The organism is Enterobacter cloacae complex sp. 2022EL-00788, from assembly GCF_026627565.1.
GTDB lineage: Bacteria > Pseudomonadota > Gammaproteobacteria > Enterobacterales > Enterobacteriaceae > Enterobacter > Enterobacter pasteurii.
Map to the genome: position 1 here is coordinate 56,074 of NZ_JAPNMC010000020.1, position 14,683 is coordinate 70,756.

General features: G+C 61.9%; 18 protein-coding genes. 1 reads left to right on the top strand and 17 read right to left on the bottom strand.

The window, feature by feature from the left end; translation table 11 throughout:
- From OWK27_RS22375 to OWK27_RS22455, 17 genes are all read right to left on the bottom strand, one after another.
- The gene (locus OWK27_RS22375) at positions 1-474 is read right to left on the bottom strand and encodes a 3-hydroxy-fatty acyl-ACP dehydratase (protein ID WP_267591250.1); all 474 of its coding nucleotides are present in this window, start codon (positions 472-474) and stop codon (positions 1-3) included.
- Complete coding sequence (locus OWK27_RS22380) at positions 474-1,640, bottom strand: beta-ketoacyl-[acyl-carrier-protein] synthase family protein (RefSeq protein ID WP_267591251.1); 1,167 nt, start codon at positions 1,638-1,640, stop codon at positions 474-476. The genes OWK27_RS22375 and OWK27_RS22380 overlap by 1 nt, the downstream gene beginning before the upstream one ends.
- A gap of 1 nt (position 1,641) precedes the next feature.
- Positions 1,642-2,220, bottom strand: coding sequence for a DUF3261 domain-containing protein (locus tag OWK27_RS22385; protein WP_267591252.1), 579 nt, complete (start codon positions 2,218-2,220; stop codon positions 1,642-1,644).
- On the bottom strand, positions 2,217-4,538 hold the full coding sequence (locus OWK27_RS22390) for an MMPL family transporter (RefSeq protein ID WP_267591253.1): 2,322 nt from the start codon (positions 4,536-4,538) through the stop codon (positions 2,217-2,219). Before OWK27_RS22390 ends, OWK27_RS22385 begins: the two co-directional genes overlap by 4 nt.
- On the bottom strand, positions 4,507-5,112 hold the full coding sequence (locus OWK27_RS22395) for an outer membrane lipoprotein carrier protein LolA (RefSeq protein ID WP_267591254.1): 606 nt from the start codon (positions 5,110-5,112) through the stop codon (positions 4,507-4,509). Before OWK27_RS22395 ends, OWK27_RS22390 begins: the two co-directional genes overlap by 32 nt.
- Positions 5,109-5,531, bottom strand: coding sequence for an acyl-CoA thioesterase (locus OWK27_RS22400; protein WP_148420529.1), 423 nt, complete (start codon positions 5,529-5,531; stop codon positions 5,109-5,111). The genes OWK27_RS22395 and OWK27_RS22400 overlap by 4 nt, the downstream gene beginning before the upstream one ends.
- Positions 5,532-5,534: 3 nt before the next feature.
- Positions 5,535-7,226 carry a glycosyltransferase family 2 protein gene (locus OWK27_RS22405; protein ID WP_267591255.1) on the bottom strand — a complete coding sequence of 564 codons (1,692 nt, stop codon included), beginning with the start codon at positions 7,224-7,226 and terminating at the stop codon, positions 5,535-5,537.
- The gene (locus OWK27_RS22410; RefSeq protein ID WP_193355799.1) at positions 7,217-7,567 is read right to left on the bottom strand and encodes a hydroxymyristoyl-ACP dehydratase; all 351 of its coding nucleotides are present in this window, start codon (positions 7,565-7,567) and stop codon (positions 7,217-7,219) included. Before OWK27_RS22410 ends, OWK27_RS22405 begins: the two co-directional genes overlap by 10 nt.
- Entirely contained in the window at positions 7,554-8,903 is a 1,350-nt protein-coding gene (locus OWK27_RS22415; RefSeq protein WP_267591256.1) for an AMP-binding protein, read from the bottom strand. Before OWK27_RS22415 ends, OWK27_RS22410 begins: the two co-directional genes overlap by 14 nt.
- Positions 8,896-9,495, bottom strand: coding sequence for a hypothetical protein (locus OWK27_RS22420; protein ID WP_148420533.1), 600 nt, complete (start codon positions 9,493-9,495; stop codon positions 8,896-8,898). Before OWK27_RS22420 ends, OWK27_RS22415 begins: the two co-directional genes overlap by 8 nt.
- Entirely contained in the window at positions 9,467-9,718 is a 252-nt protein-coding gene (locus OWK27_RS22425; protein WP_176609276.1) for an acyl carrier protein, read from the bottom strand. The genes OWK27_RS22420 and OWK27_RS22425 overlap by 29 nt, the downstream gene beginning before the upstream one ends.
- A gap of 12 nt (positions 9,719-9,730) precedes the next feature.
- Complete coding sequence (locus tag OWK27_RS22430; protein ID WP_003861263.1) at positions 9,731-9,988, bottom strand: phosphopantetheine-binding protein; 258 nt, start codon at positions 9,986-9,988, stop codon at positions 9,731-9,733.
- Positions 9,969-10,796 carry a lysophospholipid acyltransferase family protein gene (locus OWK27_RS22435; RefSeq protein WP_267591260.1) on the bottom strand — a complete coding sequence of 276 codons (828 nt, stop codon included), beginning with the start codon at positions 10,794-10,796 and terminating at the stop codon, positions 9,969-9,971. Before OWK27_RS22435 ends, OWK27_RS22430 begins: the two co-directional genes overlap by 20 nt.
- Positions 10,781-11,503, bottom strand: coding sequence for a beta-ketoacyl synthase chain length factor (locus OWK27_RS22440; RefSeq protein WP_267591261.1), 723 nt, complete (start codon positions 11,501-11,503; stop codon positions 10,781-10,783). The genes OWK27_RS22435 and OWK27_RS22440 overlap by 16 nt, the downstream gene beginning before the upstream one ends.
- Positions 11,504-11,628: 125 nt before the next feature.
- The gene (locus OWK27_RS22445; RefSeq protein ID WP_003861270.1) at positions 11,629-12,678 is read right to left on the bottom strand and encodes an AI-2E family transporter; all 1,050 of its coding nucleotides are present in this window, start codon (positions 12,676-12,678) and stop codon (positions 11,629-11,631) included.
- A 136-nt stretch (positions 12,679-12,814) separates the two neighbouring features.
- Positions 12,815-13,372, bottom strand: coding sequence for a DcrB family lipoprotein (locus OWK27_RS22450; protein WP_148420537.1), 558 nt, complete (start codon positions 13,370-13,372; stop codon positions 12,815-12,817).
- A 72-nt stretch (positions 13,373-13,444) separates the two neighbouring features.
- The gene (locus tag OWK27_RS22455) at positions 13,445-14,110 is read right to left on the bottom strand and encodes a 7-cyano-7-deazaguanine/7-aminomethyl-7-deazaguanine transporter (RefSeq protein ID WP_022649676.1); all 666 of its coding nucleotides are present in this window, start codon (positions 14,108-14,110) and stop codon (positions 13,445-13,447) included.
- 169 nt (positions 14,111-14,279) lie between these two features.
- Here OWK27_RS22455 and tusA point away from each other — a divergent pair, with 169 nt between their 5' ends.
- Positions 14,280-14,522 carry a sulfurtransferase TusA gene (gene tusA, locus OWK27_RS22460; RefSeq protein WP_148420538.1) on the top strand — a complete coding sequence of 81 codons (243 nt, stop codon included), beginning with the start codon at positions 14,280-14,282 and terminating at the stop codon, positions 14,520-14,522.
- The last annotated feature ends 161 nt before the right edge of the window (positions 14,523-14,683 follow it).

The window sequence follows — 14,683 nt, forward strand, 5'->3', positions numbered from 1 at the left end:
TCATGGTGGTGTTCCCTGGTTGAAAAGTGTGGTTAATTCATCCTCGCTCGGCTGGAAGGTATTCACGCGGCCCGTGGCGAGGGGCACGCCGTCGCACTGAACGGCGCACTCGAAGCTGCCGAAGCGTTCATCCTGCATCAGGCGTTCGATGGTGATGTTCAGCGTGCTGCCTGCGGCAAAATGCCCCGCGCCGCACGTCAGCTCGCGCGCGCCCAGCACCATACCCAGCGCACAGTGCGGCAGCCCTTTTTGCATCCGGTGCCACTCAGACCAGACGCCCACGGTCTGGGCCATCAGCTCCAGCGCAAACCAGCCGGGCAGGTCGCCATTAGCGTTCAGGAAGGGCGCAAGGACGCCCTGCCCGTTTACCGTCACGCGGCAGACGGCGCTGTCGTCGGTCACGCTCTCAACGGTTTCGAGCAGCATCATCGGCGCGTCGTGAGGAAGATAATCGCCTGGCGGTAAATAGCGCATCACACTCTCCCCAGCAGAAGGCTGGCGTTGTTGCCGCCAAACGCGAACGAGTTCGACAGGATCGTCGGCTTTTTCAGCGGCGCGCTGTGGTGCAGCAAGCCGCAGGCGGGGAGCGTGTCGTCCGGCGCGTAGCGGGAAAAATCCTGCGGCGGCAGCGGCAGGCCGCGGGTCAGGATCAGCCAGCTCAGGGCGGCCTCGGTGACCCCGGCGGCGCCCAGCGTGTGGCCGGTTAGGTGTTTCGTCGAGCTGCACGGCACGCGTTCGCAAAAGAGGTCGTGGATCGCCTGCGCCTCGATCCGATCGTTCAGCGGCGTGGCGGTGCCGTGCAGGTTGATATAGCCTACGTCCTCCGCCGTGATCCCCGCCTCGTTCAGCGCCTGGTTGATGGCGCGGATCGCCCCTTCACCCTGCGGATGCGGGGCGGAAATATGGTACGCATCGCTGGATTCTCCCGCGCCCAGAAGCGCAATTTCTCCCGGCTCGCGGGTCAGCACCATGAGCGCCGCCGCTTCACCAATGGTGATCCCCCGACGGTCGCGGCCAAACGGCTCGCACAGGGTCGGCGAGAGTGACTCCAGGCTGTTGAAGCCGTTAACCGGCATGCGGCTCAGGCTGTCTGCGCCGCCGACGATGGCGACGTCCACCAGCCCGGCGTCGATCAGGCGACGCCCGCTGATAATCGCCCGCGCGCTGGAGGAGCAGGCCGTCGAGATGGTATACGCCGGGCCGTCCAGCTCAAGCCAGCTGGCGAGAAAGCGCGACGGATCGCCGAGCTCCTGCTGCGGATATTGCCACTTCGGGCTGCGCTCGCCGCTCCGGGAGAGGCGCACGTTTTCATCACCCTCGTCCAGCCCGGAGGTGCTGGTGCCCAGCACCACCGCCACGCGGTCGCGTCCTGCGCGGTTAATGGCCGCCTCAACCGCGGGCCGTATTTGCGCCAGCGCCGCCAGCAGCAGCTGGTTGTTGCGGCTGCGATGGGCGGAAAAACGCTCGGGTATAGGCGGAAGTTCACCCTCAACGCCTCCCAGCACGGCCTCCGGAAAGCCCTGTAGCCAGCCCGCGCGCGGACGCATCCCGGGCGCCACGCCTGCGTTCAGGTTTGCCGCTATTTCATCAGCCGAGTTGCCCAGGGCGTTGACCATGCCAACCGCAGAAAGGTAAATCATCTCAGTCACCCAGATATTGAATGGTGATGTGGTAGTTAAAAACGTGCTGCACAATGCTAACCGGCTCGCGTTTGCCGCTGCGGTTCAGGTAAACAATCTCCGTAACCAGTTTGCCGTCGGGGTTGCGCAGTTCGCGTCTGGCGTCAGTATCGTTCAGCGTCCAGCCTTTCGGCAACTGCGGCTGCCAGGCGCGGAGCGGCCAGTGGCTAAGCATCACATCGGCCAGTACCTGGCTTGCTGGCGGCAGCTGCGGCATCACAACCGACTGCTCGGTGTGGATCCCGGTCTCGTCGTAGGTGGCGAGGAACAGGCGGATCCCGACGGAGGAGAGGCCGGCAAGCGTCACTTTATGTTCGTCTGCGTTAAGCATTACCAGCAGCGACTGGGTTTGACCCTTAAAGCTGCCGGTCAAAAGCTGCTGCGAACGAATAGCCGGGGTGATGCCCGGCGGCGGTAGCGTGACGCGGGTGCCCGGCTGTAGCCAGGCCTGAGGGCGCGCGTCATCGCGATTCGTCGTATGGCTACATCCCGCCAGCAGCAGGGCCATCACGACAGCCGCCAGGCGAATAAAACGGGTCATGGTGTGTTCTCTTTGTTAGCGGGCATCGCCAGCGGAGCGAGCAGGAACGCGGTAAAGATACCGCTCACCAGCACAATGCCAAAACTGCTGATGGCCTGGGTGGTGCTGAACACCAGCATCCCCAGCGTCAGCAGGGTAGTCATCATGGCAAGGGTAATTGCCAGCATGGAGGTCAGCGGCGTACCGCGCGGGTTGCTGAAAAACAGCGTGTAGTTGATGCCAATGCCCAGAACCAGCACCAGCGCCAGCAGGGAAAACAGGTTCACCGGGTGGCCTGCCACGGCCAGCGCCGCCAGCCCGCCGCCCAGCGACAGCACGGACGGCACCAGGGCCACCAGCCCTTTTCGCCAGCCGAGACGCACCACCGCGCCGCAGGCAATCACCGCCAGCGCCACGCACAGCAGCCCCGTCAGCAGCGCGCGGTAGAGCGCAAACAGGCTGTCGAAGCTGGCCTTACGATCGACCCAGACGACCCCTGGATGGCGGGCGGCCAGCTCGCCGAGTGCGGCGCTGTCTCTGACGCCGTCGACCGGAACCAGCACGCCGCTTTTACCGTCCGGCAGCGTCAGCCACAGCAGTCGCCAGCCCTCGCTGGCGGGGCTCGCGAGCCACGCCTCCACGCTGACGGGCATGGCGTTCAGATTCGGTTTCACTGCGTTCATCCCCGCGCTTTGCAGCATGTTCGTTACCGTCGGCGCGGCGCCGCGCAGCAGATGCAGATCGCTCTCCTGGCGCGTCAGCGAGTTCAGCGGCAGGGTGCGCCAGCGGGAAAACTCGCCGGCTTTTTGCGCCTGCGCCAGCGCCGGGGTAAACGCCTCCAGCCGCTCCAGCGTTTGCTGAGCCGACGCGCCGTACACCACAAACCACTTCTGATCGACGTTCTGCCCGGTCAGGGCGGTGATGGCTTTTTCCTGGGCCAGTATGTCCTGCGGCAGCGCCTGAAGCTGGGCGATATCGTCATCAACCCGCAGGCTGGCGATCCCGATGGCGGAGAGCAGCGCCAGCGCTACCGGCAGCCCGACGGAGAGGGCTCTACCGTTGCGCCATGCGTTCAGCCAGCGCTGCATCACCCCGCTCAGGGGAACCGGGCGAACCGGCATACCCCGGCACAGCCACGGATGCCAGAAAATCACCGTCAGGCACGAGGCGCTCAGCCCTGCGGCGGCGAACACCGCCATCTGCCGAATGCCGGGGAAGGGAGCCAGCATCATGAAAAGATACGCCACGACGGTGGTCAGCAGCGCCAGCAGCAGCGCGTTACGCACTTTCTCCAGGCTCTGCCAGGGCGTCTGTGTCGCGCCGTGCACCATCCGCTCCGTGAGGTAGTAAATCGTATAGTCCGCCGAGATACCGATGATGCTCATGCTCATCACCAGCGTCATCAGATGCAGCTCGCCGAACAGCAGGAGCGTCGCGACCGTGCCCGCCAGCGCGCCGATGGCAATGGAGAGCAGGCTCAGCAGCAGCGGGCGCACGGAGCGGAACACCGACACAATCAGCAGGATCGCGCCGAGCACCGTGGCGACGCCGAGCGTGGAAATATCCCGTTTGGCCTGCTGGCTGGCGTAATCGCTGTAGAACACCGTTCCGCGCGAGAGCAGCTGCGCCTGTGGATAACGGGCTTTCAGCGTCTGCTGCAACGCGTTAAGGGTGGTCACCAGCCGGTGGGTTTGCTGCATATCAAACGAGGAGCCCGCCAGCTCGCCGTGCAGCAGATACCAGTAGTTTCCGGCCTCATCTTTCGTCACCAGCCAGCCGTCCATCAGCTGCATCTTCTGGCTGTTCTTCGCCAGCGCGAGCTGCGCGCCGCGCGTCAGCATCAGCGGATCGTTTTGCAGCTCCCTGCCGCTCACGCCGGAAAAGGCGGAGTAAAGCTGCGACAGGATCCACCTGGCCTGCGCCTCTCCGCCGTTTTGCAGGCGGGCGCGGGTGGCCGGATCGATCAGACCATTGCGGTGCTGCCAGAAAAAATCCCCCCACGCCCGTTGCCCGGCGGCGTCCAGCGGGCCTTTTACCTCGCTGAGCGCCTGGCTGCGCTGCAGCAGGGTTAACCACTGCTGCGCCACGCGCGGGTCCGGCCGTTTGCCGGGGCTGACCAGCCAGACGAGCTGGCGGTCCAGGCGCTGCATAAACCCGTCGTTGAGGGCCGGAGGAACTGCCCCGAGCGTCTGTTTCGGCAGCATGGCGAGCACGCTGCTGTTCAGCCGCGCGCCGGGCAGCAGCGACAGCAGCACGACGAGCAGGATCAGGCATAACCCAGCCCACAGCAGCGCCGGGCGCAGAGGGTTACGGTGCGGCAAAGCGTTGGCGTTCTGCATCGGTCAGGCGAGCGGGCGTAAGCTGGTGGCGGGAAAGGGCGATATCCGTCGTGTCGCCCTGCCTGTCGTTCAGGCGAATAGACTCCAGATAGAGGGCACCCTGCAAATCAAGGGTGGCGAAAATCTTGTCCAGCGGTGTGGTGACAGGCGTCAGCACCAGCGACCAGCGGCCTTCTCCCCGATCCTGAAAATCGATGCGGAAGTTCTCTTCCAGTACCTTACGGTCGGCCTGGAACAGCGCCCGCAGCAGATGGTTGAACTGGAACATCTGCGGGTTATTGTCGGCGGTGATGGTCTGCGGCGGCTGGCCGCCGATCGCCTGCACCATCCGTTTGTCATCCAGCAGCAGCGTCATCGGGAACGGCGCCTGTTGATCCCACAGCAGGCCGTCGTCACGGGCGATCAGCATCTCCCCCCGCGAGCGCAGCGGCTGGGGCATGCCCTTGATGGTGCGGGTCTGTTCAAAGTGCGCGCGCACGACCGGCTGCTCCGCAAACCGCTGCTGCAGTTCATCCAGCGTCACCGCGCTGGCCAGCGGGCTAAGCAGCAGGGCGATAAGAGGTATCCATTTCATGGCGCGATCCCCATGCGTTCGAACAGAATGGCCGGGCTGACAAAGCACATCTCCCGGCTTGCTTCATCCACCGCCACCTGAATGGTGTAGCCGGTGGTGGTGCGCTTCCCGGTTTGCGCGTCAACGATTTGATAGGCGATGCGCAGGCGGTTTTCATACTCTTCAATCCGGGCGCGAACGCGGATGCGCTGCTCGAAGGTCACCGCGTCGCGGTACTTCACGCGGGTATCCACCACGGGCCAGACGTAGCCCGAGGCTTTCATCTGGCGATAGCCGTAGTCAAACTGGTTGAGCAGCGCTTCGCGGGCAATCTCAAAGTAACGGAAGTAGTTGCCGTGCCACACCACGCCCATCATATCGACGTCGTGGAAGGGGACGGTGATTTCAACTTCAGCCGTAAAGCGGGGATCGGTCAGCACCCTTTACTCCTTCTCGTTGACCTCTGGCAGCCGCCAGAAATCGAAAAAATTAAACCAGTCAAGCGGCGACATGAGCGCGTAGTGCTCCAGCCGCTGCGCATAGCGGTCGACGGTCTGCTGTAGCGCCTGCTGGCGTTCGCCGCGCGGCAGCAGCAGCGGGTCGGCGAAGCGCTCGCAGTGCAGGGTCAGTTTTCCCTGCTGGCAGAGGGCAAAAATGAGCACCACCGGGCAGCGTAAGATGGACGCCAGGATAAACGGCCCCTGCGGGAACGGCGCGGACTGGCCCAGGAACTCGCTCCAGATCACCCGCCAGCTGCCGCCGCGCTGCGGGGTAACGGCGATGCGATCGCCCACGATCGCCACCCATTCGCCGCGATCGAGCTTCTCTTTAATGAGGATGGCGGTATCCGGGCCAATGTCGGTGACCGGCATCAGGTGAATGCCCGCCTGCGGCGCCATCTCCTCCATCACCTGCTTAAACCGTCTGGCGTTATCGCTAAAGACCAGCGCGTTGATGGTTTTTGCGCCTTCACGCTGCGCCAGCGCCCGGCAGGCTTCCACGTCGCCAAGGTGCGATGCCAGCAGCAGTTTACCCTGAGGATCGTCGAGGCCAAGCGCCTCCTGCGCTCCCGGCGCAAAGACCAGATCGCGATGCAGCTTCATTTCGCCGCTCCAGCTGGCCACCTTGTTGAGCATGGCATGACCGAAGCGCAGGAAGTGGGAAAAGCTGTTAAGCCGCGCGGGTTGCGGCATTTGCCGCTGCGCCATCACCCGCCTGACGCGCGCCAGCCACTGCCGGGACGCCTGACGCGCAGAGCGGGCGGTGAGCCAGTAGACGGCGGTCACCGGCCACAGCAGGACGGTAAACGCCTTTCGCCCCAGCAGCTGCCAGACGCGCAGCATCAGGCGCATGCCCCACAGCCCTTTCACCTCCTGCTGCTGCGCCCAGTGCTGCGCGCGGCGACGCATCAGCAGCGCGGGCATGCGCGGCAGCATGCCGAGGAACAGGCGGGTATGCATTAGCGAGATGCGCACGTTGTCTCTCAGGGCATCGAAATGGGATATCCCGTCCGGCGGATAGGTCACGCGGGTAGGCAGAAAATAGCTGGTGTTGCCCTGCCAGTAGAGCCGCACCATCACCTCGGTGTCAAAATCCATCCGCTTACCGAGCGGCACCTCTGCCGCAAGGCGCAGTACCGGTGCGACAGGGTAAACGCGAAAACCGCACATGCTGTCTTTCAGCTGCAGGGAGAGGGTCTCGATCCAGACCCAGACGTGCGTGATCCAGCGTCCATACAGGCGCGAGCGGGGAATCGAATCATCGTAAACGGGCTGCCCGGAAATTAACGCCTCGGGGTGGCGTTCGGCCAGCGCCAGCAGTTTGGGGATGTCTTCGATAGCGTGCTGGCCGTCAGCGTCCACCTGAACGGCGTGGGTGAAGCCGCGCGCTGCGCAGGCTTCCAGACCCTGCATCACCGCCGCGCCCTTACCGCGGTTTTCTGGCAGACGCAGCAGCGTCACCTCCGGTTGCTCCGCCGCCAGCGCTTCAAGCGTGCGGCGGGTGGAGTCATCGCTGCCGTCGTCCACCACCAGGCAGGGCAGATCGAACGGCGCGAGGCGCGCCAGCACCGAGGGCATCGTCGCGCCGTGGTTGTAGCACGGGATCAGCACGCAGGGGCGGAAGGCTACTGGCATAAGCGAATTTTCCCGCTGCTGGCGGTAAGGCGCTCGCCGCCCGCATGGCGCTGATAGCTGAAGGTGAGCATCTGGCGTTCGGGCTGCCAGGCCAGGAGCAGCGACACCGTATTCTCCGGCAGCAGCGGGGCCGCGAACTTCACGTTCTGAATACTGTGAAAGCGATAGCCCGGCGCCAGCGCGGCGGCGTAGTGCATCACCCAGTCGAGCTGCGCCACGCCGGGAAGCAGCGGCTGTACGGCGAAATGCCCCCTGAACCAGACCAGGCCGGGGTCGAGATAGAGCGTTATCTCCAGATGCCCGGGCTCGGGCTGGCGGCGTTCGATCTCATGCATCTTCATGAAATAGCTCCTGTAGCTGCGCGGTCACGCGCTTGTTCATGCTGTCGACCGGAATTTCATCAACGATGCGCCAGCAGCGCGGTACGGCAACCGGCTCAAGCCAGGGACGAAGGGCGCGACGCCAGGCGGATTCCTGAACATTTTTACCCACTCTTTCTCTGTGCAGAAGCGCCTCGTCGCTGAGCACCAGCAGCGCGCCAATGCCCTGACGCCCGCCGCGCGTGACCGCCAGCGCGGCGGCCTCGCGGATGCCGTCCAGCGCCAGCAGGCGGCGCTCGACTTCCTCGAGCGAAATGCGCTTATCTTCAATTTTGACCACCCGCCCCCGACGCCCGGCGAGGCTGAACCGCCCGTCAGCCGTGAACTGCAGGATATCATCCAGCGCGATCCCCTCCGGCTCGTGGATCAGCGGCGACAAAACGCGGTCGCCGTGAAACGTCACGCCGGGGAAAGGCTCCCAGAGCGTGCTTTCCTCCTGACGGTAGCGCCAGGCCATAATCCCCGTTTCCGTGCTGCCGTAAATCTCGTCCGGCCAGACGCTGAGCCAGCCGTGAACCGCGGCAATATCCCGCCAGGGGAGCACGCCGCCGGCGGAGAGAAGCAGGTCGACGGGCGGCGGCGTCAGCGACGGGTCAAGCCGCCTGAGGAACGCCGGGCTGCTGATGAAAAGATAGCGTTTATCGTCGGGAAGGGCAGAGAGCTGTTCGGCATAGCTGAGCAGGCTGGCGTGCAGCGGCAGGCCGAGCGCCATCGGCAGGACGACACGAAACGTCAGGCCGTACAGGTGGTGCAGAACCACGGAAGCCACGACGTGACGGCCCGCCAGGCGATCGCCAAAATGGTCCGCCAGCAGGCGGGCTTCGCGATCCAGGCTGACCACCGGCTTGCTCACCCGCTGCGGCGTGCCGGTCGAGCCGGAGGTGTAAAGCTCAATCACGCGCGTTTCGTCGATATCGGGCAGCGGTGAAAAGGCGCGGTCCGTTCGCGTTGTGCAAGTCACCCGCAGCTGTCGCCCCTGAACGTCAAGCGCGGTATCGCTCAGGATGCCGCTGAACAGCGCCCGCTGCTCATCAAGCTGCGCGCCGCGGGCGTGGCCGGGAAGAACGGGCGTTTTGCCCGCGTGCAGCGTCGCCAGCAGCGCGACAATAAACAGATAGCCGTCCTCAACGCACAGCGCCCAGCGATCGCCGCCTTCATGACGCAGCGCGTCGACCAGGCGCGTGACGTCGTGGCGCAGGTCGCCGAGCGTCCAGAGGCGCTCCCCGCGCCAGGCAACGGGCGTATCGTCAGGACGGGGCGCGTTGAGCCACTGGCTCAGCGGAAGAGGATTAATCATCGTTTTTCATCACCCGTTGCCGCACCAGCCACTCGCAGATTGCCAGCGTGCCCATCAGGAGATAGGCAATCATCCCGTTCCACAGCGTCCACAGGCGGATATCGCCGTGCAGCACGGTAAACAGCGCAATCGCCCCGTTGATAATAAAAAAGCCGCACCATACCTGAGTCACCCGGCGCGTGTAACGTACCCCGGCGGGGGAGAGATCCGGTTCACGCAGGCGCGCCAGCCGTTCGACGACAGGCATTGACGTCCACAGCGAGCCGCCAAACGCCGCCAGCATGACCAGATTCACCGCCACCGGATAATACAGTACCCACCGATGCGCGTGCAGGACATAGCTCGCGGCGCAAAGCACGATGCCCACGAGCGCTACGCTCACGAGCATATAGCGCAGGGGGCCGTCCTGCCGGCGGGCCTGGCAGATGCGCAACAGCAGCACCAGCGCCATCACGGGCAGGATCCCGTGCAGACTATTATTCGCCAGACCGAAGCCGATCAAAAACGGCCATGCCAGCAGCATCAGCCCCGTCAGGACGGGAAGTACCGGAATCGAACGCACGTTACGCGTCGCGCTGAAGCTGTTCCACAACGTCCACGACGTCCTGCACCGTGCGCACCGCTTTGAAGGTTTCAGGCTTGATTTTATGGCCCGTTTTCTTTTGCAGGTGCACCACCATATCGACGGCATCGATGCTGTCGAGATCCAGGTCTTCGTAAAGCCGTGCCTCTGGCGTAATATCCTCCGGCGCGACTTCAAACAGCGTAATAAGAAGCGCAGAGACTTCCTGATAAATCGTTTTTTGTTCTGTCATAGCGGGTCATTCTCAGGCGCGTTGTTGATGGATAAAAGCAGCGAGCGTGGCAACGGAATAGAAGTGCTGACGCATCTCGTCGCTTTCGGCAGAAAGCACTACGCCGTACTGATTTTTCACCGCCAGCCCCAGCTCAAGGGCGTCGATTGAGTCCAGACCCAGCCCGTCGCCAAACAGCGCGGCGTCTGTATCAATATCCTCTGGGGTAAGTTCTTCCAGATTCAGCGTAGAGATAATGAGATTCTTAATTTCAAGATAGAGCGCTTGCATCTTTCGTTCCTGACAAAGATTGAAGACCGGTTGTTAACTGATGCTGCATATGCCGGTTTAACTGCCTTGCCGCCAGCGCGGGCTCGTGCTGGCTCGCATCATAAAAATCATGAATGTTGATGCGTTCGCGAACATCCACGGTGAAAACAGGTTTGTTGGGCGGAACGTTATACCAGCTGCTCTGTTTATCCAGCATTCGTTCGCTACAGTGGATAATAACCACGCGCACGGCGCTGTTGCAGCGAACGGCGATATTCGCCGCCCCGCGTTGCAGGGTAATCCCTTCGCCCACCCGGGTACGGGTCCCTTCCGGGAAGATGAGCAGCGTGTCGCCCTGGGCCAGACGCCGCTGGCTGGCGGAAAGCAGCGCGTCTGCTTCGCTGTTAATCAGATAATCCGCCGCGCGGATCGCGCCGCTGACGAACGGGTTACGCCGCAACGCGCTTTTAACCAGACAGTCGGTTTCGTTCATCACCGAAGCCAGCAGGACGTAGTCCAGCAGCGAAGGGTGATTCGCAATCACCAGACAGCCGCGCTCGGCGCGCAGCGCGTCCAGGTTCGTGAAGCGGTAATCCAGCACCCCCACCCCGCGTACCACCGCGAGGAACAGGCGAAAGCTGGCGGAGATGCTGCGGCGTGCCAGACGGCGGCGCCTGGTGCGGTCGCGCTGGAAAATCAGCAGCAGGTTAAACCACACCAGCGACAGCATCAGCCCGCCGAAGCCGAACAGCGCGAAGCAGAATCCGGTCATCAGCACGCGCCATAGCCGTTCGAGGCGAGTAAGCAGCCCGCTCACCGACGCGTCCATTGCCACTCAAGGCGCTCGCCGGGCAGCGTGAAGCGTTGTTCGTCGCTCAGATAATGGCGCAGGAACTGAAGGCTTTGTGGCAGCGCGGGCTCTTCACCTGCGCTTTTACCGTGCGTTTCACAGCTGAGCGCCTCTCCGGCTTCAATCACCAGCGCCAGCGCGTAGGGCCAGACGGGCATCTGGGGCGGCAGCCCGGCGTGGTAAAACGCGGGCAGCAGGCCGTCGAAATCCACCAGCAGCACGCGGGAGTAGCCCGCATGCAGCAGGCTCAGCACCTCGCATAAGCTCTGCTGAAAAGTATCCATACCGGCGGACACCGACGACGAGACGATCGGCTGGCGGGCAGCGATGGTCAAATTGCCAACCGCCGAGTTGTGGACCGACATCGCAAAATCAGTGGGTGAAACGGGCTCCTCTGCCGCCAGCGCTTCCAGAATGCGGTAATTGCGTTCCAGTTCGCCATGGCGGCTGGCGTAGACGACGGCGTCGATGCGATGTTTGCGAAGCATGGTCAGGCCAAGATCGACGGCCTGCCTGCTGCCCGGGTTAAGGCGGCGGGCGGTCATCATCGGCAGATCGGTCAGTTTCGCCAGCGGCGCAGCGGGATCGATGGCGTCAGACCGGCGTGACCACGCCTGCCATGCGTCGGCATCGCTGAGTCCCGGCGCTCGTGCCTGCCAGTCGATAATGGTGAGTGTAAATTTCATCTGCGCGCGTCCGCGATAAACCTGTTTCGTTGTCTTTTTGTTCGCCAGCGCGATTTGCTGCGCACATCCTACAATGTTGTCGGCGCGCTGGCGAATAAACGTCACTTTTAACCCTTTGCACCCGGTTATCCCGGCAAACGGCTTTTTGGCCGACCCGGCCCCAGCAGAATGGCGAGTTTACTGCCTCCTTTGGTGGTTTCCATCCAGATTTTACAGACGCTGGTGAGCGGCACGGAGAGCAGCATGCCCACCGGTCCCAGCAGCCATCCCCAGATCAGCAACGATAAGAACACCACCATCGTTGACATGCCCAGGCGGTGGCCCATCATGCGCGGTTCGAGAATGTTGCCCAGCACCATATGCACGACGAGGAACAGCGCCCCCACCAGCATGCACTCATAAAATCCGTTAAACAGGAACGCCTGGATCATCGGCGGGACGGCGGAGAGCACCGCGCCGATATTGGGCACGTAGTTCAGTAAAAACGCCAGCACGCCCCACATCAGCGCGAACTGCACGTCCAGCAATACCAGCCCCAGCCAGACAATGACGCCGGTCCACAGGCTAAGCAGGGTTTTCAGCGCCAGATATTTAGAGACGCCCTTCAGCGCGCGGTGTAAACCGGCAATATGGATCTGCGGATTGTTCAGGGCAAAACGCAGCTTATACGGCACGTGGCGCACTTCGAACAGCATAAACACCACCGTCATTACCAGCAGCAGAATGCTGGCCATCGCCCCGGAAAGCCCCGTCATCAGGGTCGTGGCGTAGGTCATCACCTTCTCGGAATCCATCCGGCGCAGCATCCGTTCCGGTGAAATATGCAGGTTTACGAACGGCAACATTCGCTGGAGATCGACCAGCTTGCGCGTCAGCTCTTTATTGTATTGCGGCAGCATGGTGGAAAATTCGCTCAGCGAGGCGGCGAGCACGCCGAACAGCGCCGTCAGGACAACCAGCATCACCATCACCACGATGGTGATAGCGACCGGGCGGCTGATGCCGCGTCGTAAAAACCATGTCACCAGCGGGTTGAGGACGATAGCGAAAAACAGCGCCAGCAGCAGCTGGACAATGATATCCGCCGCCGCGTGGATACCCGCAAGGATAACCACCAGGCAGGCGAGTTTTAATAAAATATGGAGTCCGGCTTTATCGGGCGGGCTGGCAGTCATAAGAATTCCTTTTTCCGGGGGGGCCTGCTAATTGTAGTGCGCCGGAGTTGCTTCGTCTGGAGCGTTAGTCTGAAAGTCGCGGCAAAAAAATGGCCCCCGGCGCAAGCGACGGAGGCCACGTCATCCTGGTGAAGCGTTACTGGATCACGAGGGTGTTAATGATGTTTTCAGCGGTGGTCTGCGCTTTCTGCTGATCGTCTGCCGGCAGGGTGATCTGCATGGTCAGCAGTTTATTATCGACCTTGCCAAGCACGACGGAGGAGTACGCGGTCTGGCCTTTGGCAGAGATAATGCTGTCCAGCTGCTGCAGCGTGTGGCCTTTCAGTTCAACGGACTTGTTGGTTACCACCTGGAGCTGCGGGTCGCGGCTGCGCTGCTGATCTTCAAGACGTTTGGACAGCACGCCCAGATCTTCGCTGGTATCGTCACCGACAATCACGATCACCGCTTTTTGGCCGGTGGCATCGGAATAGACGTGCATGTTGTTTGCCTGGGTGCCCAGCTTACCGCTCTGGTCGGTCATGTCTGCGGGCAGAGAGAAACTGAGTTTGCCATCCATCAGGCTCACCGGCTGACCGGTGGCGTTGCTTTCTGCTGACGCGCCCTGAGCAGGCGTTTTGGTGTCGCTGTTATCACAGGCTGCAAGGCCAACTACCAGCAGGCCAATCCCGACATATTTAACCAGATTGCGCATTGACTTCTTCCTTTCGATAAACGGCCATAGCGGCTCATTCGTTCATCTTATCACAACTGATAAAGCGAACCCTTAACCTGCCTGCAATGCGGAGATTTCAGATTTATCTGCCAGCCTTTTCAGCAGCATATTCAACAGTACGCCGTACATCGGCAGGAAGAATACCAGGCTGATAAGCACCTTGAAGGCGTAGTCCACCAGGGCGATTTCCATCCAGTGCTCTGCCATGAAGGCGTCCGGGCTGCGCCAGAAGGCGATGAAGAAGAAGGCCAGCGTATCGCTCACGTTTCCGAACAGCGTGGAGGCCGTTGGCGCCATCCACCAGCGATGGTTCTGACGCAGGCGGTTAAATACGTGAACGTCGAGGATCTGCCCCAGGGCATAGGCCATAAAGCTGGCGGCGGCAATACGCGCGACGAACAGGTTGAAATGCGTCAGCGCCTCGAAGCCCTGCCAGCTTCCCATATAAAACAGGGAGGAGATGGCGTAGGAGACAAACAGCGCCGGGATCATCACCGCAAAAATAATCCGCCGCGCCAGCGGTGCGCCGAAAATGCGTACGGTCAAATCGGTTGCGAGGAAAATAAACGGAAAACTGAACGCGCCCCAGGTGGTATGGAAACCAAAAATGGAGATCGGGAGCTGCACCAGGTAGTTGCTGGAGATGATCACCAGCAGATGAAATAGCGAAAGCCAGAACAACGCCTTAACGCGCTGCGATTGTGTAAAGGAGTTCATATTGTACCTTTTTGATTAATATTTGGGGTGAGGGAACCCAATAAAGCCGCCGCATGATACTGCTTTGACGACGCTTTGCAATGGCTAATTTTCACGCAATCGTTAACCTGGTTTGCATTGACGGCGGCGGGGCGTAAACTACAGCCGTTTTTACCTGAACGAGAAGAAAATGACCGACCTGTTTTCCAGCCCTGACCACACGCTTGATGCCCTGGGCCTCCGCTGCCCGGAGCCGGTAATGATGGTGCGCAAAACCGTGCGCAACATGCAGAGCGGCGAAACGCTGCTGATTATCGCTGATGACCCGGCCACCACCCGCGATATTCCCGGTTTTTGTACCTTCATGGAACACGAGCTGGTGGCGCAGGAAACGGAAGCCTTGCCGTACCGGTATATGATTCGTAAGGGCTGAGTGCGGCCTGATGTCCTCACCCGACCCTCTCCCGCAGGGCTGAGGGATCCCCAGTAATATGGTCATACCACCATGACCATATTACTGTACTCTTTTCCCAGCTTTTTCATCTCGTTAACTATATTCAGGCGTCTTACTTTCCCGGGCTCATGCCGGATGAC